Genomic DNA, 20,842 nt, shown 5'->3' on the forward strand with positions numbered 1-20,842 from the left:
CCGACCATACTCACTGACTGGTCATTCAGTCGAATTTTGGGACGCGCATCACCCTGGAGTGGATCGGGGCCCGCGCGGCCTACTTGACCAGCTCGCGCCAGCGGTCGGTCCAGGCCGGATATCCGGCGCACTTGCCGGCCGCGCACCCGCCCGGCGGGCGCACGGCGAAGGCGATGCGTTCGAGCCTGCTGTCCTTGCCGACGCCGTAGGCGTCGCACACGCGCTTGGCCCCCCGCACGCAGGCCTTGGGGTTGGCCGGGGCGAGCCCGACCCAGGCGGCGGCCCTGCGCTGCACCGTGGCGGAGGTGGTGTAGCCGAGCCAGCGGTAGGCGCACTCGGTGTCGGGCACCCCGGCGCCGAGCATCCAGGAGTCGACCCAGCCGGTGGTCCGCCGCAGGGTGACCGCCTTGACCGGCTTGCCGGCGCGCTCCAGCAGCAGCCGGTAGTAGGGGGTCGCCTGGGCGTAGTCGAGCTTGCCGGTGGCGAAGCCCTTGACCAGGTCGAGGGGGTTGCTCCAGTAGGAGCGCTCCCCGTGCTCGTCCAGCAGCTCCACGGCCCGGTCGAGCTGCTCCTCGGTCAGCTCGTACGGGTCGTCCACGTCCTTGTCGGCCAGCGCGGCGTCGGCGATGGTCAGCGGGCTGTCCTGGAGCGCCACGTCGTCGGAGTCGAACACCCGCCGCAGGTCGTCGCCGTCCTTGACCCGCGAGGAGTCGTAGAGGAACTCGTGGGAGCCCCACAGGTAGGGCACGCCGTACACCTTGCCGGAGCGGACGGACATGTCGCGGAACCGCTTGCTCAGGTCGGTGTAGCCGGTGACCTCGGCCGTGTCGATCGGCCGCACCTGGCCGCTCTCGACGAGCGCGGCGGCGAGCGCGGGCCCGGCGGAGATGACGTCGTAGGGCCGCTCGGCGGCCCTGTCCTTCATCTCGTCGGCGGTCTGCACGGTGTCGAAGCGGGCGATCCGGCAACCGGTGATCTTCTCGAACTCGGCCGTGGTGCCGGCGTAGTCGGCGTAGCCGCGGTAGGTGAGGATCTGCAGGGTGCCGTCACTGCGGGCGGGGCTCGCCGTGGGTGTGGGCGTGGGCCCGAGGGCAGGCGAGGCCGTCGCCTTGGCCGGCGAGGACGCGGCGGGTGCGGCCGCGCCCACGCCGGCGACGAGCGCCGTCACGGCGAGCGCCATGACGCGAGTGCGGCGAACCACGATGTCTCCCCCCTAGTCCCGTGCCCTGGAGCTTACCGGGGACGACCGGGGGGAGAGCCGCGTGAGACTACTTGTTGGTCGGGAAGCCGAGGTTCACCCCGCCGTGCGACGGGTCGAGCCAGCGCGAGGTCACGACCTTGCCGCGGGTGTAGAAGTGGACCCCCTCGCTGCCGTGCACGTGCGTGTCGCCGAACAGCGAGGCCTTCCAGCCACCGAAGCTGTAGAACGCCATCGGCACCGGGATCGGCACGTTGACGCCGATCATGCCCACCTCGACCTCGTTCTGGAAACGCCGGGCGGCGCCGCCGTCGTTGGTGAAGATCGCGGTGCCGTTGCCGTACTCGCCGCCGTTGATGACCTGCACGCCCTCCTCGTACGAGGCGACGCGGACGACCGACAGGACGGGCCCGAAGATCTCCTCGGTGTGCACCCGCGAACCCGCCGGCACGTGGTCGAGCACGGTCGGCCCGAGCCAGAAGCCCGGCGCCTCGGCGGCCGTCCCGCCGCCCAGCACGGTGGCCTCGCGGCCGTCCACGACCAGCTTGGCGCCCTCCTCGACGCCGAGATCGAGGTAGGAGGCGACCTTGTCGCGGTGCTCGCGGGTGACGAGCGGCCCCATCTCGGCCTTCGGGTCGTCGCCGGGGCCGACCACGAGCCTGTCGACGCGCTCGGCGATCTTCTTGACGAGTTCGTCGCCGACCGGGTCGACGGCCAGTACCACCGAGATCGCCATACAGCGCTCGCCGGCCGAGCCGAAGCCGGCCGACACCGCGGAGTCGGCCACCAGGTCGAGGTCGGCGTCGGGCAGCACGAGCATGTGGTTCTTGGCCCCGCCGAGCGCCTGGACGCGCTTGCCGTGGGAGGTGCCGGTCTCGTAGACGTAGCGTGCGATGGGCGTGGAGCCGACGAACGAGACGGCCCGCACGTCAGGGTGCTCCAGCAGCCGGTCGACGGCCACCTTGTCGCCCTGGACGACGTTGAAGACGCCGTCGGGCAGCCCCGCCTCCTGCCACAGCCTGGCCATGAGCAGCGACGCCGACGGGTCCTTCTCCGACGGCTTGAGCACGAACGCGTTGCCGCAGGCGATCGCGATCGGGTACATCCACATCGGCACCATGGCCGGGAAGTTGAACGGCGTGATGCCGGCCACGACACCGAGCGGCTGGCGGATCGAGTAGGAGTCGACCCGGGTCGAGACGCCCTCGGAGAAGCCGCCCTTGAGCAGGTGCGGGATGCCGCAGGCGAACTCCACGACCTCCAGGCCGCGGCTCACCTCGCCGAACGCGTCGGAGTGCACCTTGCCGTGCTCGGCCGAGATCAGCGCGGCCAGTTCGTCGCGGTGCGCGTACATGAGCTCCCGGAAGCGGAACAGCACCTGCGTCCGCTTGACCAGCGACGCCTCACGCCAGGCCGGGAAGGCCGCCGCGGCGGCGGCCACGGCCGCGTCGACGTCCGCGGCGGACGCCATAGCGACGTGGCCGGCCACCTCGCCGGTGGCCGGGTTGAAGATCTCCCCCCTGCGCGAGGTGTCGCCCTCGGCGAGGGCTCCGTCGATCCAGTGGCTGACTGACTTCACTGCGCTGCCTCTGCGTTGATGGTCTCGAGTGCGTTGACGATGATGGCCAGCCCCTCGGTGGCCTCCTCGACCGTCAGGGTGAGCGGCGGGGCCATGCGGATGGCGGTGCCGTACAGGCCGCCCTTGCCCGCGAGCAGGCCGGCCTTCTTGGTCTCCTCCATGAACCGGGCCGCCTGGGCCGGGCTCTCCAGCTCGACGGCGAACATCAGGCCCTTGCCGCGCACGTCCTTGATGATCGGCAGGCGGGCGGCGGCCTCGCGCAGGCCGCCGATGATGACGGCGCCGGTGCGGGCCGCGTTGGCCTGCAGGTCGTGGTCGAGCACGTAGTCGAGGGTGGCGTTGGCGGCCGCCATGGAGATGGGGTTGCCGCCGAACGTGGCCAGGCCGACGGCGGGCAGGGCGTCCATGAGGTCGCCGCGGGCGACGACGCCGCCGACCGCGAACCCGTTGCCGAGGCCCTTGGCGAAGGTCATCATGTCGGGCGTCACGCCGTGGTTCTGGATGCCGAAGAACGCGCTGCCGGTGCGCCCCCAGCCGGTCTGCACCTCGTCGGAGATGAACAGGATGCCCTGCTCGTCGAGCACCTTTCGGTAGGCGGCGAACAGCCCGTCGGGTGCCATGGTGAAGCCGCCCACGCCCTGGATCGGCTCGGCGATGAGGGCCGCGACGTTCCCGGCGACGGACGTGGCGAGCACGTGACGCAGGTCCTCGACGCACGCCTCGATGTAGTCGGCGTCGGACATGCCCCTGAACTGGGCCAGGTGCCGGTCGGCGCCGTGCAGGAAGTGCGCGTTGAGCGGGGAGAGCGAGTTGTTCTTCCACGACCGGTTGGAGGTGACGCTGATCGCGCCGAAGCTGCGGCCGTGGTAGCTCTGCCGCATGGCCAGCACCTGGTCGCTGCCGCGGGCGTAGGTGGCGAGCAGCAGGGCCGTCTCGTTGGCCTCGGTGCCGGAGTTGGTGAAGAAGACCTTGGCGTTCGGGATGCCGGAGAGCCGGGCGATCTTCTCGGCCAGCTCGACCTGGCCGCGCAGCAGATAGACCGTGCTGGTGTGGACGACCCCGGTGGCGAGCTGCCGTTCGACGGCCTCGCGCACCTCCGGCACGTCGTAACCGATCATGTTGGTCAGGATGCCGGCGAAGAAGTCGAGGTAGCTCTTGCCCTCGGAGTCGACGACGCGGTTGCCCTTGCCGCTGACGATCTCGATGGGCTCGTTGTAGTTGAGGGCCAGCCAGTTCGGCATGACGGCCCGATGGCGCGCGAGAAGCTCCGACATGCTTCGAGTATCCCGTCTTGCGCGGCTGTTCCCCCACCTTCACCCTGTCGGCCTGCCGCAAAGATGCCTTACAAAGTGTCACGCCCCCTAGGGGATCTCCCGTGCGCTCGCGGGTGTACGCCGCGCCCGGCCGGTACGCCATAGGACGCACCGCGAATGACCACCGCCGGGCGACGACCGGCAGGGGGCTCATCACCGACGATCAGGACATCACGCAGGACAGCGCACGCGACGTTGCGAGGAGACGGACATGACCCTCACCATCGACCACCGCCCCGAGGCCCCCTCCGGCCCGCCGAAGCTGGGCCCGGCCGAGCTGCGCCGCGCCCAGCAGGAGACGCTGGACACCCCGCGCATGAACTACAGCCTGCTCGCCACGATGATGTTCAAGCCGGTCGACCTGCTGTACGGCCGCCAGGGCTCCTTCACCAAGTTCGCCATGCTGGAGATCATCGCCCGCGTGCCGTACCAGGCGTGGGAGCGGATGGGCTACTGGGCGGTGCACCGGCACGCGGGACGCTCCGCGCTCGCCACCCGGATCTTCGAGCGGATCGTGGAGGCCCGCGCCGACCAGGACAACGAGCAGTGGCACCTGCTGATCATGCAGGACCTCGTGCAGCGCCACGGCCACCGGCAGACGTGGCTGCTGCACAAGGCGGCGCCCTGGCTGATCGCGTTCTTCTACTACCACGTGTCGTGGGTGCTGTTCCTGGTCAGGCCCGACTGGAGCTACCGGCTGAACGCCGAGTTCGAGGACCACGCCGAGCACGAGTACATGACCTTCGTGGCGGACAACCCCCACCTGGAGCTCACGCCCGACCCGGGCACCTACGCCGAGCAGTACGGTCGCCACGGCTCGGTGGCCGACCTGCTGCGGCAGATCGGCCACGACGAGCGGACGCACAAGCTCGACAGCCTGGAGAGCATGCGCGAGCCCCGCGTCCGCTGACCGGGGCCGGCCGTCAGACCCGCGCCGGCTCGGGGGCGGCGACGGGGGCGGGCGGCCGCAGCACCGCCAGGGCCAGCATCGCGGCGGCCACGCAGAACCCGGCGCCCACCCACGCGCCCAGGTGCATCGCGTCGGTGAAGGCCGCCTTGGCCGGCTCCACGACGCCGAGCCTGAAGGCGTCGCCGATCGACGCGCGGGCCGCCTCGGGCACGTCCGCGGGCATGGACGCGGTGAACACGCCAGCCAGCACGCTGCCCAGGATGGCGATGCTCATGGCCATGCCGACCTGCTGGACCGTGTCGTTCAGGGCGGAGCCGACACCGGCGTGCTCCATGGGGATCGCTCCCATCAGCGAGGCGTAGGCCGCGGGGCCCGCGAGCCCACCGCCGACGCCCATGACGAGCAACCCGGTGAGCAGCAGCGGGTAGCCGGTGGTGGTCGCCATCACGGCGAAGCCCGCCGCCATGACCAGCAGCCCCGCGGCGACGAGGATCCGGTTGCTCACCTTCTGGCCGAGGGCCGCGCCCACCCCGTTGAACAGGGCCGCCGCCACCGCGTACGGCAGCAGGGCGAGCCCCGCCCGCATCGGCCCGTACCCCAGTACGAACTGCAGGTACTGCGTGAGCATCAGCATCACGGCCCCGGCGCCGAAGGACATCAGCAGGATCGAGAACGACGCCCCGCTGAAGTTGCGGTTCCTGAACAGCTCCAGCGGCAGCATCGCGTGCGGCGAGCGCCGCTCCCACACCACGAACGCGCCGAGCGCGACGACGGCGACCGCGATGCCGGCCACGTTCCACTCGCGCTCGATGATGACGTAGACGGCCGAGGTCAGGCCGATGATCGAGAGGACCACGCCGACCGGGTCGATCTTCCGTCCCGCGCTGCGGGTCTCGGGCATCAGCGTCACCGCTGCCAGCACCGCGACGGCCGCGATCGGGATGTTCAGCAGGAAGACCGAGCCCCACCAGTAGTTGTCGAGCAGGAAGCCGCCCAGCGTGGGCCCGGCGATCACGCCGACCATGGCGACCGCGCTCCAGGCGGCCATCGCCTTGCGCCGCTCCCCCTCGTCGAAGACCGTCATCAGGATCGACAGCGTGGAGGGCATGAGGATCGCCCCGCCCACGCCCATCAGCGCCCGCGCGCCGATGAGCTCCCACGGCTCGGAGGCGAGCACGGCCAGCAGCGACGCGCCGCCGAAGAACACCAGCCCGATGATGAGGAAGCGGCGGCGCCCGTACCTGTCGGACAGGCTGCCCGCGGTCAGCAACAAGCCGGCGAAGGCCAGCACGTAGGCGTCCAGGATCCACTGGATCTCACCCGGGCTCGCCCCCAGGTCGCTGATCAGCTTCGGGATCGCGAGGTTGAGGACGGTGTTGTCCACGACCAGCACCAGCAGTGACAGGCACAGCACGACGAGAATCCACCAGCGCCGCGGATCCCGTACAGCGTTCGAGTCATCTCGTACATCGTTCGATTTCACTCGCACACTGTACGACGAATCTCGCACACTGTGCGAGTGGATTTATCCTGGACGTATGAGCGGCCAGAAGATCTCCTCCGTTTGGCTCCGCGAGCCACGCCAGAGCGGCCGGACGCCCGGTCGCAGCCGCGAGGAGATCGTCCGCGCGACACTCGAACTGCTCGACGCCGAAGGGCTCGACGGCCTGAGCATGCGCAAGCTCGGCGCCAAGCTGAGCGCCGGCGCGACCAGCGTCTACTGGTACGTGGAGAACAAGGACGAGCTCCTGGAGCTCGCCTACGACGAGATCTGGGGCAAGATCACCATTCCGGTGCCCGAGGAGGCCGGCTGGCGCGAGACCGCCTCCACCTTCGCCCACAGCATGCGGGCCGTCATCCTGGCTCACCCCTGGGTGGCCGCGCTCCTCGGCCGCCTGCCCGCCCTCGGCCCCAACGCGCTGGCGATGGCCGACCTGCTGCGCCGGGCCTTCCGGCTGGCGGGCTTCAAGGGCCTGGACATCGACTACGCCAACACCACCCTCACCGCGTACGTGTTCGGCATGGTCATCCCCGAGATCGTCTGGCGGCAGACGATGGGCGGCGAGGAGCTCGACCCGGAGAGCATGCGGCAGACGTTCGAGCACGTCGCCAGAGACTTCCCCGACCTCCTCGCCCGCCTCACCGAGGTCAACGACCTCCCGGCCCAGGCGATCCGCGAGATCAGCTTCGACTTCGGGCTGGTGTCGGTCCTCGACGGGCTGGCGGCCCGGCTGCGTCCCGCGGGAAGCTGACCCTTTCAACCTGTAAATGGCGAGATAAGTGATCTTACAGGTTGATCAGATAGGCTCTTTATGTGCTGCCCACCATCGCCGACGTCCTCGCGTTGGAGACCGTCCGCCGGGGCAACCCGCGCGTGGTCGCGGGCGCCGACCGGCTCGACAGCAAGGTGCGGTGGGTGCATGTCGGGGAGATCGCCGACATCGCCCAGCTCCTGCGCGGCGGCGAGCTGGTGCTCACGACCGGGGTGGCCCTGCCCCAGGACCCCGGCAAGCTGGCCGACTACATCGCCGAGCTGTCGTCCGTGGGCGTATCCGGGCTGATCGTCGAGCTGGGCCGCAGGTTCGTCGGCGAGCTGCCGCCCTCCGTGGTCGAGGCCGCCGAGCAGCACGGCCTGCCGCTCGTCGTGCTGACCCGCGAGACGCCGTTCGTGCAGATCACCGAGTCGGTGCACGCCCGCATCATCGACATCCAGCTCGAGGAGCTGCGCGCCTCCGAGCAACTGCACGAGGTCTTCACCGAGCTGTCGGTCGAGGGCGCCTCACCGGCCGAGGTGCTCGCCCAGGTCGCCCGGCTGTCCGGCCGCCCCGTGCTGCTGGAGAACCTCGCCCACCAGGTGCTGGCCTGCGAGTCGGCCGGCCGCGACACGGGCACGCTGCTGGCCGGCTGGGAGACCAGGTCACGGGCGGTCGCCCCGGCCGAGCGCACCGCCTACGACCCGGCGTCCGGCTGGATCGTCACCACGGTCGGCGCACGCGGGCAGGACTGGGGGCGGCTCATCCTGCTGTGCGAGGCGCCGCCGTCCCCCCGCGACCTCGTCCTCGCCGAACGGGCCGCCACCACGCTCGCCCTCGGCCGCCTGCTCGAACGCCACCAGGAGTCGCTCGAACGGCAGGCGCACGGCACCATCATCACCGGCATCCTCACCCACGCCTACTCCGATCCCGACGAGGCGGCCGCCCGCGCCCGCGCGGTGGGCGTGCCGCTCACCGGCCGCAAGCTGGTCAGCGTCGTCATCCGCCCCACCGACCCGATGGACCAGGCCCTCGACGGGCAGGCGCAGCTCGGCGAGCTGGCCGAGGCCACCGCCGCCGCCTGCCGCGACGCCAAACTGCCCGCCCTCGTGGGCGCGCTCGACCAGGACCGCATCGGTGTCCTGCTGCCGCTGCCGCCGCGCACCCAGGCCGAGCCCGCGCTGACCGCCCTGGCCGAGCGGCTGCGCACGCTGTCCAAGATCGGCGGCGCGTTCGTGCTGGCCGCCGGCTCGGTCGTCGATTCCCTGCGCGACGTCCGGCGCAGCTTTCTCGAAGCCGAGCAGGTGGCCGACGTCGCGGTCCGCCAGCCTGACGGCCGCCCCTTCTACCGGCTGCCCGACCTGCGGCTGCGTGGGCTGCTGCACCTGCTGCGCGACGACGCGCGGCTGCAGACGTTCGCCGAGCGGGAGCTCGGGCCGCTGCTGGCCCACGACGCCCAGCGGGGCGGCGACCTCACCCGGATCCTGCGCATCTACCTCGACGCCGGGCGCAACAAGGCGGTCGCCGCGCAGAAGGCGCACCTGTCCAGGCCCGCCTTCTACGACCGGCTGCGCCGCCTCGAACGCATCCTCGACACCGACCTCGACGACGTCGAGTCGTGCCTGTCACTGCACGTGGCGCTGCTGGCCCTGGAGTCGTTCCGCCGCGACAGCCGATAGCGCCCTCACCCAGCCCTCACCCAGCCCTCACCCAACCCACGCCCAGCTCCGCGACAGCCGGCAACGCCCGTCAGAAGCCCATCGCGTCGCGCACCTCCTCCAGGGTGACGACCGCCCGCTCCCGGGCCCGCTCGTTGCCCGCCCGCAGCACCGCCCGGACGTCGGCCTCGGTCAGCTCGGCGCGCCTGGCCCTGATCGGCCGCAGGAACTCGTTGACCGCCTCGGTCACCACCTTCTTCAGCGTCACCGCCCCGCCGTCCCCGATCTCGGCGGCGACGTCCTGCGGCGTGCGGCCGAGGCACAGACCCGCGAGCGTGAGCAGGGTGGCCACCTCCGGCCGGGCGGCCTCGTCGAACGTGATCAGCCGGTCGGAGTCCGTGCGCGCCTTGCGGATGAGGGCGGCCGTCTCGTCCTCGGTGGCCGACAGGGAGATCGCGTTGCCCCGGCTCTTGCTCATCTTGCCGCCGTCGAGGCCGCGCAGCAGCGGGCTGTCTCCGAGCATCGCCTCCGGCAGCGGGAAGACGGGCCCGTACCTTTCGTTGAAGCGCCGCGCCACCATCCGCGTCACCTCCAGGTGCGGAAGCTGGTCCTTGCCCACCGGCACCAGCGTGCCCTTGCAGAACAGCACGTCGGCCGCCTGGTGCACGGGATAGGTGAACATCAGGCCGCTGACGGCCCGCTGGCTGCTGTGCGCGATCTCGTCCTTCACCGTGGGGTTGCGGCGCAGCTCCGCCACCGACACCAGGCTGAGGAACGGCAGCAGCAACTGGTTCAGCTCCGGAACGGCGCTGTGCTGGAAGATCGTCACCTTTGCCGGGTCGAGCCCGACGGCCAGGTAGTCGAGCAGCAGGCCGGTGATGTTCGCCTGGATCGCGCCGGGCAGGTCCCTGTCGGTGATCACCTGATAGTCGGCGACCAGCACGTACATCGGGTGGGCGTGCTGCAGGGCGACGCGGTTGGCCAGCGAGCCGAAGTAGTGGCCGAGATGGAGCGGCCCGGTCGGGCGGTCTCCGGTGAGCACGATGTGATCCATGATCTCTCCTTGGGGTCATGCCGTCCCCGAGAGACCCCACGTGCCGGGGCCGTCCTGAGGACGGCCCGAGCATGCGAACTCAGCGGCCGTCTGGCGGCCGCCACCACATGCTGACGCGTGTCATGTCCCCATCATAGGCCGGGCTTGACAAACGGCGTTCCACAGCCCGGGGGTGTCAATCTCGTAACCTCTCCAACCCGTTTGGCGTGTTTCCATCACTCCAGGACCATGATCACGCCAGGATGGTGCGGTCCGTCTGTCCGCCCTCTGGAGTTCTCATGTCTCGACGCACCCTCACCGCAGGCCTCGCCCTGGCCGCAACCCTCACGGTCACCACCGTGCCCGTCGCCGCCGCCGAGCAGCCTTCGGTGAAGTTCCCGTCGGCCAAGTTCCCGCTGGGCGTGCCCTCCGTACCGACCAGGACGATGACGAGTGTCGCCCAGGGCATCGACCTGTACGACGTGAAGGCCGGCCGCGCCACCGACGGCTACACCGTGACCGTGCTGATGCCGAGCGGCCGCGACTACGGCATGCGGCACACCGCCGAAGCCAAGCTCGCCGAGGTGGAGGCCACCGGCGAGGTCGCCGCCCTGCAGAAGGTCGTGCGTCCCCAGGTCGCCGACGCTCCCGCCCAGGAGGTCTACATGGTGCGGGTGGGGCTGTGGAAGCTGGAGGAGAAGGCCAAGGCCGACGACATGGCCAAGAAGCTCAAGGACGCCGGCCTGAAGGTCAAGGTCGACTACCTGGGCGACGACGGCCTGCGGACGACCGGCCCATGGAACGTCAAGGTCATGATGATCAACCCGAGGGCGTTCCGCGGCTCGTACGCCGCCTCCCTCGGCGGCAGCGTCGCCAAGCGGGAGACCGTGACGGCGATGGCCAAGGCCGGCAAGGCGCTCGCCGCCGTCAACGGCGGCTTCTTCAACATCCACACGGCCAACGAACTGCGCGGCGAGCCGGTCGGCGCGTCCGTGGTCGCGGGCAGGCTGCTCAGCGAGGCCGTCCCCGGCCGTTCCGCCGTCGTCCTGAAAGGCCGCACCGCCCGCGTGACCGAGCTGAAGACGACCGTCACCGCCATCGCCGCGTCCGGCGAGAAGCTGCCCGTGAACGGCGTCAACCGGGCCGCCGTGGCCGAGGAACTCGTCCTCTACACCGAGGAGTGGGGCGCCAAGACGCCGGCCGACGGCGGCACCGACGTGGTGCTCGACGCCACCGGCAAGGTCGTCGGCGTGCGCGCCTCCGGCGCCGCAGTCCAGCGCGGCACACAGGTGCTGCACGGCTCGGGCACCGCCTCCGACTGGCTCGCCGCCTACGCCCCGGAGGGCGCCGCCGTACGGATCGACACCAAGGTCGTCGACCTGCGCAAGGGCAGGGCCATCAAGCTCACCCCGGACCTGCACGTGATCGCCGGCGGCGTCGGCCTCGTCCGCAACGGCAAGACCCGCATCACCGCCAAGCGCGACGGGCACGACTCCATGAACATGATCCTCCGCCGCCACCCGCGCACCCTCCTCGGCACCACCCGCAACGGCGCCCTCATCCTGGCCACCGTCGACGGCCGCCAGCCGGGCGTGACGGTGGGTGCCAGCTTCGTCGAGGCGGCGCAGTTCATGCGCTGGCTGGGCGCCCGGGACGCGATCAACCTGGACGGGGGCGGCTCGACGGCGATGGTGGTGAAGGACAAGGTCGTCAACCGCCCGTCCGACGGCGCGGAGCGCCCCGTCGGCGACGCCCTCCTCGTCCTGCCCAGGTAATCCGCCCGCCCTCGGCCCCCTCGGGCGGGCCGAGGGCCACTCCCCTGTCTCACAGTAGGGAGTACGCACCACAGAACCACCCGGTTCAACACCACCAGGTGGCGTATCAGCGGATCTTCGCGTGAACCCTGTTCGCGCTGGATGAGCGGCACCTGAGCGGGGCGCCGACGGCGGGCCTCGGCCTCTGCGTCGCCTGCTCGCCCCACCCCTCACCACGGCAAGCCGCAACGGCCTCTTCGGCCCACCCGATACGGGCAGTCGGCGGAGAACAGCTCCTCGGTCGGCGACGGCGCGGCGCCTGGGTGTGGACAGGAGTTCGCCATCCCGCCGTCTCCGAGGCGAACATCCGCTGGGCTGCCGGCGCCGGCATCGCCCGACGTCTCGCCCGAGGCGGACCCGCCCGACGACGCCGAGCTTCGTCTGCGATCGACACCGAGCCCAAACGATCTCGTCCAGCGTGTACTAAAGCCAAAGGTCGCCACCAGGCCGCGCATCACGTGAGTGCGGCCCCTGAACGAATCGCGTGTGCTCACGGCTCAGCCACTGCCTGGTCAGGCGCACCCCGGTGATCCGCTCCACCAGGATGAGGGCGTGCACCTTCCACTCGTCGAACGAAGGCAGCCCCGACTCCAGTGCCTCCCACGATGGCAGCCCCGATGTCAGTGACAGCCCGGAGAGAAGTCCGGCGAGCGGGGACGAGTCGCCGTCGGGCTCGGCGCCCCATCGGAAGCGGCACAGCTCTTGTCCGTCTCGGGCGTAGTGCACGTCGTAGTGTCGCATCGTGTCCCCTAGCCACAAGGACAGCGCCTCCCCGCCGGCCGACAACCGGGGCAGGGCCTCAGAGCCGTTCCAGTCGTCGGGTTCCACGACGACGAACCACGAACCCAGTTCTCCGATGATCAGCGTCTTCCCATGGCCAGACCGCTGAACGTGATGCCCCGCCTCTCCGCTGCCCTCCCGAGGGAGCGCCGCGCGGCACTGGAAGGCTCTCCTCCGAGCGCAGCGGCCACGTCATCGGCGCTCACGGCGTGACACCAGGTGATGCTTCCGTCCGGAAGGGACTCGGCGAGGTCCTCGACGACGCGGTGGTAGTGGACTTCGAGATCCGGCAAAGGGTGACGCTGAGGGGGCATTCGGCCACCCTGACGACCCAGCACCTCACCGTCACGCCACCACGCCGAACATGAACAATCTTCTCAAACACGTTCTCACTCAACGAGCGCAGAAGTACCGGGGCAGCCCCAGGTGCCGCCAGTACATCTGGCCGGAGTTGGAGCGCCATGCCCGTTCAACCGGGCCGGCACGGGACGATGCTCAAAGATCCGCATGCTCGCCATTGGCCCCACTGGGTGACGGAGTGCGGTCATGTCCACCACCACTCCGCAAAGACCCGGGACCGACCCCACAAACAGAAAAAGGGGCCCCACCCGAAGGTGAGACCCCCCTAATCAAAAAATTGTCCGGCGGTGACCTACTCTCCCACACCCTCCCGAGTGCAGTACCATCGGCGCTGAGAAGCTTAACTTCCGGGTTCGGAATGTAACCGGGTGTTTCCTTCCCGCCATAACCGCCGTAACCCCACGAGACCACACAAACACAACTGTTTGCTGTCTCAGAATTGCGTAGTGGACGCGAGCAAGAACGGTCTGCCTGCAGCGCTGCTCCGGACCCGGCGAAGAGTAACAGAGCGCAGCACACACACAGACACGAACAATACTTTGTGGTCAAGTCCTCGGCCTATTAGTACCGGTCAGCTCCACACGTTACCGTGCTTCCACCTCCGGCCTATCAACCCGGTCGTCTACCGGGAGCCTTACCCACTCACGTGGTGGGAGACCTCATCTCAAGGCGAGCTTCCCGCTTAGATGCTTTCAGCGGTTATCCCTTCCGAACGTAGCCAACCAGCCGTGCACCTGGCGGTACAACTGGCACACCAGAGGTTCGTCCGTCCCGGTCCTCTCGTACTAGGGACAGCCCCTTTCAAGTCTCCTGCGCGCGCAGCGGATAGGGACCGAACTGTCTCGCGACGTTCTAAACCCAGCTCGCGTACCGCTTTAATGGGCGAACAGCCCAACCCTTGGGACCTACTCCAGCCCCAGGATGCGACGAGCCGACATCGAGGTGCCAAACCATCCCGTCGATATGGACTCTTGGGGAAGATCAGCCTGTTATCCCCGGGGTACCTTTTAGCCGTTGAGCGACACCGCTTCCACACGCCGATGCCGGATCACTAGTCCCAGCTTTCGCTCCTGCTCGACCCGTCAGTCTCACAGTCAAGCTCCCTTGTGCACTTACACTCAACACCTGATTACCAACCAGGCTGAGGGAACCTTTGGGCGCCTCCGTTACCCTTTAGGAGGCAACCGCCCCAGTTAAACTACCCACCAGACACTGTCCCCGATCCGGATCACGGACCAGAGTTAGACGTTCAAAACGACCAGAGTGGTATTTCACCAATGACTCCACCCGAACTAGCGTCCGAGCTTCCCAGTCTCCCACCTATCCTACACAAGACGCTCCAAACGCCAATGTCAAGCTGTAGTGAAGGTCCCGGGGTCTTTCCGTCCTGCTGCGCGTAACGAGCATCTTTACTCGTAATGCAATTTCGCCGGGTCTGCGGTTGAGACAGCGGGGAAGTCGTTACGCCATTCGTGCAGGTCGGAACTTACCCGACAAGGAATTTCGCTACCTTAGGATGGTTATAGTTACCACCGCCGTTTACCGGCGCTTAAGTTCTCACCTTCGCCAACCGAAGTCAGCTAAGCGGTCCCCTTAACGTTCCGGCACCGGGCAGGCGTCAGTCCGTATACATCGTCTTACGACTTCGCACGGACCTGTGTTTTTAGTAAACAGTCGCTTCCCCCTGGCCACTGCGACCCCCACCAGCTCCAAGCGCAAGGCCTATCACCAGCAGAGGTCCCCCTTCTCCCGAAGTTACGGGGGCAATTTGCCGAGTTCCTTAACCACAGTTCACCCGATCGCCTTAGTATTCTCTACCTGACCACCTGAGTCGGTTTAGGGTACGGGCCGCCACAACACTCGCTAGAGGCTTTTCTCGGCAGCATAGGATCATCCACTTCGCCACAATCGGCTCGGCATCACATCTCACCCACAAGTGTTGCGGATTTGCCTACAACACGGGCTACATGCTTACCCCAGGACAACCATCGCCTGGGCTGGACTACCTTCCTGCGTCACCCCATCGCTTACCTACTACCCGATCGGATCGAGCGTTCAGCCTCACCCACACTCCGAAGAGCGTTAGGGACTTAAGGACTCTTAGCATCACGAGGTTCAATATGGGCGCGTTGAAGCGGGTACGGGAATATCAACCCGTTGTCCATCGACTACGCCTGTCGGCCTCGCCTTAGGTCCCGACTTACCCTGGGCGGATTAGCCTGCCCCAGGAACCCTTGGTCATCCGGCGCGAGGGTTTCTCACCCTCGATTCGCTACTCATGCCTGCATTCTCACTCGCACACCCTCCACCACTCGATCACTCGGCGGCTTCACCGGATGCACGACGCTCCCCTACCCACCCACCACACAAGGTGATGAGTGCCACGACTTCGGCGGTGTACTTGAGCCCCGCTACATTGTCGGCGCGGAATCACTTGACCAGTGAGCTATTACGCACTCTTTCAAGGGTGGCTGCTTCTAAGCCAACCTCCTGGTTGTCTCTGCGACTCCACATCCTTTCCCACTTAGCACACGCTTAGGGGCCTTAGTCGGTGATCTGGGCTGTTTCCCTCTCGACTACGAAGCTTATCCCCCGCAGTCTCACTGCCACGCTCTCACTTACCGGCATTCGGAGTTTGGCTGACGTCAGTAACCTTGTCGGGCCCATCGGCCATCCAGTGCTCTACCTCCGGCAAGAAACACGCAACGCTGCACCTAAATGCATTTCGGGGAGAACCAGCTATCACGGAGTTTGATTGGCCTTTCACCCCTACACACAGGTCATCCCCCAGGTTTTCAACCCTGGTGGGTTCGGTCCTCCACCCAGTCTTACCTGAGCTTCAACCTGCCCATGCGTAGATCACTCCGCTTCGGGTCTACAGCATGCGACTCAAACGCCCTATTCAGACTCGCTTTCGCTACGGCTCCCCCACACGGGTTAACCTCGCCACACACCATAACTCGCAGGCTCATTCTTCAAAAGGCACGCAGTCACATCACAGCCGCTCCGAAGAACGACTACGCTCCTACGGCTTGTAGGCACACGGTTTCAGGTACTATTTCACGACCCCTCACCGGGGCACTTTTCACCTTTCCCTCACGGTACTCGTGCACTATCGGTCATCAGGGAGTATTTAGGCTTACCAGGTGGTCCTGGCAGATTCACACAGGATTCCTCGAGCCCCGTGCTACTCGGGACACCCTCCAACAGTCGATAAGGTTTCGCCTACCCGGCTCTCACGGTCTACGGCAGCCCTTCCCAGAGCTTTCAACTACCCCATCGATTTCTCACTGCTTGCAGTTTCGGCAGAAACCACCAGAGGATCCCACAACCCCGAACATGCAACGCCTGCCGGCTATCACACACGCCCGGTTTAGCCTCATCCGCTTTCGCTCACCACTACTCACGGAATCACTGTTGTTTTCTCTTCCTACGGGTACTGAGATGTTTCACTTCCCCGCGTTACCACCAACCGCCCTATACATTCAGGCGGAGGCAACACCACATGACTGGTGCTAGGTTTCCCCATTCGGACATCCCCGGATCAACGTCTGGTTGGCGACTCCCCGAGGCTTAACGCAGCCTCCCACGTCCTTCATCGGCTCCTGATGCCAAGGCATCCACCGTGTGCCCTAAAAAACTTGGCCACAAAGATGCTCGCGTCCACTATGCAAATCTCAAACAACAACCAGCGACCAACCCACCCCACCACCAGCTGCACACCCCAACAGGATGCACACGGTATGACAGGAGGCCGGCCCTGACTGAGGACCCACAAACCACGAGCCCGCCGAAGCAGGCCCGTCGCATGTCCGTTCCCTCAGGACCCAACAGTGTGTTCAGACCCAGACCCAACCCCCGAAACCCCGTTCCCACTCCCCCGAAGGGGCGGTACTAGCGGCCCGGCAACCCGGTCCAGCTGACTAGCCAGTGCTCCACTAATGAGCTGCCGAGCGTGAGACGTTCGCTCACGACCTCGACGTGGACTCTCCGAAGAGAGTCTGTGCTCCTTAGAAAGGAGGTGATCCAGCCGCACCTTCCGGTACGGCTACCTTGTTACGACTTCGTCCCAATCGCCAGCCCCACCTTCGACCGCTCCCCCCAGCAAGCTGGTTGGGCCACGGGCTTCGGGTGTTGCCGACTTTCGTGACGTGACGGGCGGTGTGTACAAGGCCCGGGAACGTATTCACCGCAGCGTTGCTGATCTGCGATTACTAGCGACTCCGACTTCATGGGGTCGAGTTGCAGACCCCAATCCGAACTGAGACCGGCTTTTAGGGATTCGCTCCGCCTCACGGCTTAGCAGCCCTCTGTACCGGCCATTGTAGCATGTTTGCAGCCCAAGACATAAGGGGCATGATGACTTGACGTCATCCCCACCTTCCTCCGAGTTGACCCCGGCAGTCTCCCATGAGTCCCCGGCCGCCCGAAGGCGCCGCTGGCAACATGGAACAAGGGTTGCGCTCGTTGCGGGACTTAACCCAACATCTCACGACACGAGCTGACGACAGCCATGCACCACCTGTCACCCAGTCCGAAGAGGGCTCCATCTCTGAAGCTTTCCGGGTGATGTCAAACCTTGGTAAGGTTCTTCGCGTTGCGTCGAATTAAGCAACATGCTCCGCCGCTTGTGCGGGCCCCCGTCAATTCCTTTGAGTTTTAGCCTTGCGGCCGTACTCCCCAGGCGGGGCGCTTAATGCGTTAGCTCCGGCACGGAGATCGTGGAAGATCCCCACACCTAGCGCCCAACGTTTACAGCGTGGACTACCAGGGTATCTAATCCTGTTCGCTCCCCACGCTTTCGCTCCTCAGCGTCAGGTAAGGCCCAGCAAGCCGCCTTCGCCACCGGTGTTCCTCCTGATATCTGCGCATTTCACCGCTACACCAGGAATTCCACTTGCCCCTACCTACCTCTAGCCGGCCCGTATCCACCGCAGACCCGCAGTTAAGCTGCGGGCTTTCACGGCAGACGCGACCAGCCACCTACGAGCTCTTTACGCCCAATAATTCCGGACAACGCTTGCGCCCTACGTATTACCGCGGCTGCTGGCACGTAGTTAGCCGGCGCTTCTTCTGCAGGTACACGTCAACTTCGTCCCTGCTGAAAGAGGTTTACAACCCGAAGGCCGTCATCCCCCACGCGGCGTCGCTGCGTCAGGCTTTCGCCCATTGCGCAATATTCCCCACTGCTGCCTCCCGTAGGAGTCTGGGCCGTGTCTCAGTCCCAGTGTGGCCGGTCGCCCTCTCAGGCCGGCTACCCGTCGTCGCCTTGGTAGGCCACTACCCCACCAACAAGCTGATAGGCCGCGAGTCCATCCCCAACCGAAAAGACTTTCCACCAGCATCTCATGCGAGAGCCGGTCGTATCCGGTATTAGACCCAGTTTCCCGGGCTTATCCCAGAGTCAGGGGCAGGTTACTCACGTGTTACTCACCCGTTCGCCGCTCGAGTACCCCGAAGGGCCTTTCCGCTCGACTTGCATGTGTTAAGCACGCCGCCAGCGTTCGTCCTGAGCCAGGATCAAACTCTCCAAAAAAGGTCTGATCTAGCTATAAAAGGAATCCGTCACCGAAATGACGGGGTTGTGCATCATGCACTGGCTTTTAACACACTGTTGAGTTCTCAAGAAACGGACGCGTACTTCCTTACTCGAACCCTTCCAGGTCCTCGCTCGGAGGCGTTCATTTCGTTTTCCGTGCCCTTATCTTTTCAGCCCCCCAAGTTCGTGTCAAATTGACTCGAACCCGACCGACTTCCAAGAATCGAACATCGCCCCGTCTCCGGGGCAACCCTTCTAACTTACCAATCCCTCCAAGCGAATGCGAATCGCTCGGCCAGACTCGGAAGAGAGAGGGGTTTGCCGGACTTCTCCGAGCCCCTGTGGGCCCCTGCCGTCCTGCAGCAGCAACTCTAGCAGTCCTGCGAGGCTGCTTTGCGCCACACGGGTAATCATGAGGTTCTTCCCTCCCCACGTGTTCCTCAAACCTGGCACTCCTACCTGGGCTGACGGCAAGCCGACAGCAAGCCATCCGCAATCGCTCTCCGGTACGACGTAAGTACGCAGCACTCTGCGTACCTCGGAGGTGTCCGCAATGTCCCGCTCGGAGTTCGACGACATCCGTGCTTTCCTCAGCGACGAGACGACCCACGCTGCCGACCTGCTGCGCGTCGCCCGCACTCTGATCGACGACCTGGAGCACGCGCGCATGCGCGAGGCCATGCTGAGCACCTACTACCTGCGCCTGCTCACCGCCGCACGCGCGTCGGTGGCGGCGCAGGCCGATGGCGCTGCGGATCCGCTGGCGTTCGTCAAGCACGAGCTCGGCGAACACGGCCAGCTCCCCGCCGACGGCGAGAGCGTCAGCCGCATCCTCGCCGACGCGCGCACGGCCGCCGCGCTGCTCGCCTGCCTGGAGCAGGGCTCGCCCGCAGGTCGGGCCGGGGGTCTGCGGCTGCGCCGATGCGTCGGGACGGGTCGCAGGCTCTCCCACTGACGCGTCCCGTTCCGGCATTACGGGCGGTGACCGGATGACGACTCCGCTCATACCCGGCCTTGGCGTACCGGCTGCGAGACTGCGCGTATGTGGCAGCGGGGGTTGAATTGGGCGGCAGTCGTCCTTGTGGGCGTATTCGGCCTGATGTGGCTGGGCGTCGTGATGTACGCGGACGGAGCCACTCCCCTCTGGCTGCGGGTCGGGGAGGCGGTGTTCGGCGTCTTCCTGACCGGCTGGGCCGTACGGAAGACGGCCGTGATGTTCGGCAAGGCGTGAGTTCCGGGTCCGGCGCAGGTCCACGGGATCAGTCTTAGTCGGTCGTCCAGTGGCACCCGGGGCCGAAGACGCGGGCGAACGCGGAGACCGGTGTCGCCGTGCGGCAGGAACGCGTACCCCCTCAGAGGAAGATCCCGCCACCGTCCGCCAGGGTGAAGCGGTCGCCGTTCGCCGGCCGCTTCGGGTCACGAACGCGGAAGGGGCCGCTGCGCCGTTCGCCGCCGGAGACCGTCCCCCGTCGCGGCCCCACGGCGACGAGAGTGCCCAGCCAGACCATCACGATGACCAGCCATCCGGAACCTGGAGCCACTGCCCGGTGCCGCGTGAGCGACGTCCAGACCACGGTGAGGAGGAACACGCCCCACCTCGCGAGAGCGAAGGGCTCGTCTCTGGCGGCCCGTTGCGACCCCATGGCGCGAACCCAGGAAAAGATCGCCTCGAACTCGCGCGTTCATAGAGATATATCCAGCGAACTCGCTTCCAACTAGATGATCATCCATAGGCATGGCAGTATCCGCGATGGTTGTCTGGCGCCATGACATCCATGACCATCGAGAGGCGCACGGTCGTCCCCGCCCGCGAAGGCCGTGCCGTGCGGGTGGCCGCCGGACAGCGGGTGCGCGTTGTCGATCTGGAGGGCGGCCAGGTCGGTGACGTCTTCGCCTTCGTCCCCGGCGCACCCGGCACCCCGGCCGAGCACCTGAGCGCCGCCCACACCCGGGCCACCACGGACCGGCTCTTCCCCACGCTGGGGCAGCGGTTCGTCACCGACCACCGGCGGCCGATCCTCACCCTGGTATCCGACACGTCGCCAGGCTGGCACGACATGCTGATCCCAGCCTGCGACCCGGCGCGGTACGCCGCGCTGGGCGTCGAGGGCTTCCACGCCTCGTGCGCGGACAACCTCCACCGGGCACTCGCCGGGATGAAGCTGTCCGTCCCGTTCACGCCGCAGCCGGTCAACGTGTTCATGCGCATTCCCGTGGAGGAGGACGGGCTGCTCCGCTGGCTGCCCGCAGCAAGCCGGCCCGGGGACGCGATCACCTTCCGGGCGGAGACGGACTGCGTGGTCGTGGTGTCCGCCTGCCCGCAGGACCTCGTGGACATCAACGGCGGCGAACCGACACCGCTCGCGCTCGACGTCCTGGCCTGACCTTCATCACGCTTCCGAGGAG

General features: G+C 67.0%; 13 protein-coding genes, 3 rRNA genes and 1 pseudogene. 7 read left to right on the top strand and 10 right to left on the bottom strand.

Going from position 1 to position 20,842, the window contains the following annotated elements; genetic code table 11:
- Positions 1-79 precede the first annotated feature (79 nt).
- The 3 genes from FHU36_RS06490 to FHU36_RS06500 all read right to left on the bottom strand — a co-directional run bounded on the left by FHU36_RS06490 (position 80) and on the right by FHU36_RS06500 (position 4,051).
- A complete protein-coding gene (locus tag FHU36_RS06490) occupies positions 80-1,201 on the bottom strand; it encodes an extracellular solute-binding protein (protein WP_185082870.1) in 1,122 nt (373 codons plus the stop codon).
- A 67-nt stretch (positions 1,202-1,268) separates the two neighbouring features.
- Positions 1,269-2,777: a CoA-acylating methylmalonate-semialdehyde dehydrogenase gene (locus tag FHU36_RS06495; protein WP_185082871.1), complete on the bottom strand. Its 1,509-nt coding sequence runs from the start codon at positions 2,775-2,777 to the stop codon at positions 1,269-1,271.
- On the bottom strand, positions 2,774-4,051 hold the full coding sequence (locus FHU36_RS06500) for an aspartate aminotransferase family protein (RefSeq protein WP_185082872.1): 1,278 nt from the start codon (positions 4,049-4,051) through the stop codon (positions 2,774-2,776). The genes FHU36_RS06495 and FHU36_RS06500 overlap by 4 nt, the downstream gene beginning before the upstream one ends.
- Positions 4,052-4,301: 250 nt before the next feature.
- Between FHU36_RS06500 and FHU36_RS06505 the strand changes: the two genes are divergently transcribed.
- On the top strand, positions 4,302-5,000 hold the full coding sequence (locus FHU36_RS06505) for an alternative oxidase (RefSeq protein WP_185082873.1): 699 nt from the start codon (positions 4,302-4,304) through the stop codon (positions 4,998-5,000).
- A 13-nt stretch (positions 5,001-5,013) separates the two neighbouring features.
- On the opposite strand, the gene FHU36_RS06510 is transcribed toward FHU36_RS06505, so the two are convergent.
- Positions 5,014-6,483 (bottom strand): MFS transporter, encoded by a 1,470-nt coding sequence (locus tag FHU36_RS06510; RefSeq protein WP_185082874.1) that lies wholly within the window; start codon positions 6,481-6,483, stop codon positions 5,014-5,016.
- A gap of 55 nt (positions 6,484-6,538) precedes the next feature.
- Here FHU36_RS06510 and FHU36_RS06515 point away from each other — a divergent pair, with 55 nt between their 5' ends.
- Positions 6,539-7,252, top strand: coding sequence for a TetR/AcrR family transcriptional regulator (locus tag FHU36_RS06515; protein WP_185082875.1), 714 nt, complete (start codon positions 6,539-6,541; stop codon positions 7,250-7,252).
- Between the two features lie 62 nt (positions 7,253-7,314).
- On the top strand, positions 7,315-8,931 hold the full coding sequence (locus FHU36_RS06520) for a PucR family transcriptional regulator (protein WP_185082876.1): 1,617 nt from the start codon (positions 7,315-7,317) through the stop codon (positions 8,929-8,931).
- Positions 8,932-9,001: 70 nt separating this feature from the next.
- On the opposite strand, the gene trpS is transcribed toward FHU36_RS06520, so the two are convergent.
- Entirely contained in the window at positions 9,002-9,964 is a 963-nt protein-coding gene (gene trpS, locus FHU36_RS06525; protein WP_185082877.1) for a tryptophan--tRNA ligase, read from the bottom strand.
- Positions 9,965-10,242: 278 nt separating this feature from the next.
- Between trpS and FHU36_RS06530 the strand changes: the two genes are divergently transcribed.
- Positions 10,243-11,718, top strand: a complete 1,476-nt coding sequence (locus FHU36_RS06530; protein WP_185082878.1) for a phosphodiester glycosidase family protein — start codon at positions 10,243-10,245, stop codon at positions 11,716-11,718.
- A gap of 462 nt (positions 11,719-12,180) precedes the next feature.
- Here FHU36_RS06530 and FHU36_RS06535 read toward each other — a convergent pair.
- The 4 genes and pseudogenes from FHU36_RS06535 to FHU36_RS06550 form a co-directional block, all read right to left on the bottom strand.
- Positions 12,181-12,630: pseudogene (locus FHU36_RS06535) on the bottom strand (DUF6461 domain-containing protein); the annotation flags it as partial.
- Between the two features lie 546 nt (positions 12,631-13,176).
- A 5S ribosomal RNA gene (gene rrf / locus FHU36_RS06540) occupies positions 13,177-13,293 on the bottom strand.
- 145 nt (positions 13,294-13,438) lie between these two features.
- A 23S ribosomal RNA gene (locus FHU36_RS06545) occupies positions 13,439-16,544 on the bottom strand.
- Positions 16,545-16,911: 367 nt separating this feature from the next.
- Positions 16,912-18,433 (bottom strand): 16S ribosomal RNA (locus FHU36_RS06550).
- The 16S, 23S and 5S rRNA genes sit together here, the layout of an rRNA operon.
- A 556-nt stretch (positions 18,434-18,989) precedes the next feature.
- Between FHU36_RS06550 and FHU36_RS06555 the strand changes: the two genes are divergently transcribed.
- The gene (locus tag FHU36_RS06555) at positions 18,990-19,391 is read left to right on the top strand and encodes a hypothetical protein (protein ID WP_185082880.1); all 402 of its coding nucleotides are present in this window, start codon (positions 18,990-18,992) and stop codon (positions 19,389-19,391) included.
- A 126-nt stretch (positions 19,392-19,517) separates the two neighbouring features.
- Positions 19,518-19,667 carry a hypothetical protein gene (locus tag FHU36_RS06560; RefSeq protein WP_246501972.1) on the top strand — a complete coding sequence of 50 codons (150 nt, stop codon included), beginning with the start codon at positions 19,518-19,520 and terminating at the stop codon, positions 19,665-19,667.
- Positions 19,668-19,788: 121 nt separating this feature from the next.
- Here the strand turns inward: FHU36_RS06560 and FHU36_RS06565 are convergent, their stop codons facing one another.
- On the bottom strand, positions 19,789-20,025 hold the full coding sequence (locus tag FHU36_RS06565) for a hypothetical protein (RefSeq protein ID WP_185082882.1): 237 nt from the start codon (positions 20,023-20,025) through the stop codon (positions 19,789-19,791).
- Positions 20,026-20,211: 186 nt separating this feature from the next.
- On the opposite strand from FHU36_RS06565, the gene FHU36_RS06570 reads away from it, so the two are divergent.
- A complete protein-coding gene (locus tag FHU36_RS06570; RefSeq protein ID WP_221495789.1) occupies positions 20,212-20,820 on the top strand; it encodes a DUF1989 domain-containing protein in 609 nt (202 codons plus the stop codon).
- Positions 20,821-20,842 lie beyond the last annotated feature (22 nt).

Source organism: Nonomuraea muscovyensis (genome assembly GCF_014207745.1).
In the GTDB taxonomy this organism is placed as follows: Bacteria; Actinomycetota; Actinomycetes; order Streptosporangiales; family Streptosporangiaceae; genus Nonomuraea; species Nonomuraea muscovyensis.

Coding starts and splice junctions, on each gene's coding strand:
- FHU36_RS06500 (WP_185082872.1), bottom strand. CDS start 4,051: ATGTCGGAGCTTCTCGCGCGCCATCGGGCCGTCATGCCGAACTGGCTG.
- FHU36_RS06505 (WP_185082873.1), top strand. CDS start 4,302: ATGACCCTCACCATCGACCACCGCCCCGAGGCCCCCTCCGGCCCGCCG.
- FHU36_RS06515 (WP_185082875.1), top strand. CDS start 6,539: ATGAGCGGCCAGAAGATCTCCTCCGTTTGGCTCCGCGAGCCACGCCAG.
- trpS (WP_185082877.1), bottom strand. CDS start 9,964: ATGGATCACATCGTGCTCACCGGAGACCGCCCGACCGGGCCGCTCCAT.
- FHU36_RS06530 (WP_185082878.1), top strand. CDS start 10,243: ATGTCTCGACGCACCCTCACCGCAGGCCTCGCCCTGGCCGCAACCCTC.
- FHU36_RS06555 (WP_185082880.1), top strand. CDS start 18,990: ATGTCCCGCTCGGAGTTCGACGACATCCGTGCTTTCCTCAGCGACGAG.
- FHU36_RS06570 (WP_221495789.1), top strand. CDS start 20,212: ATGACCATCGAGAGGCGCACGGTCGTCCCCGCCCGCGAAGGCCGTGCC.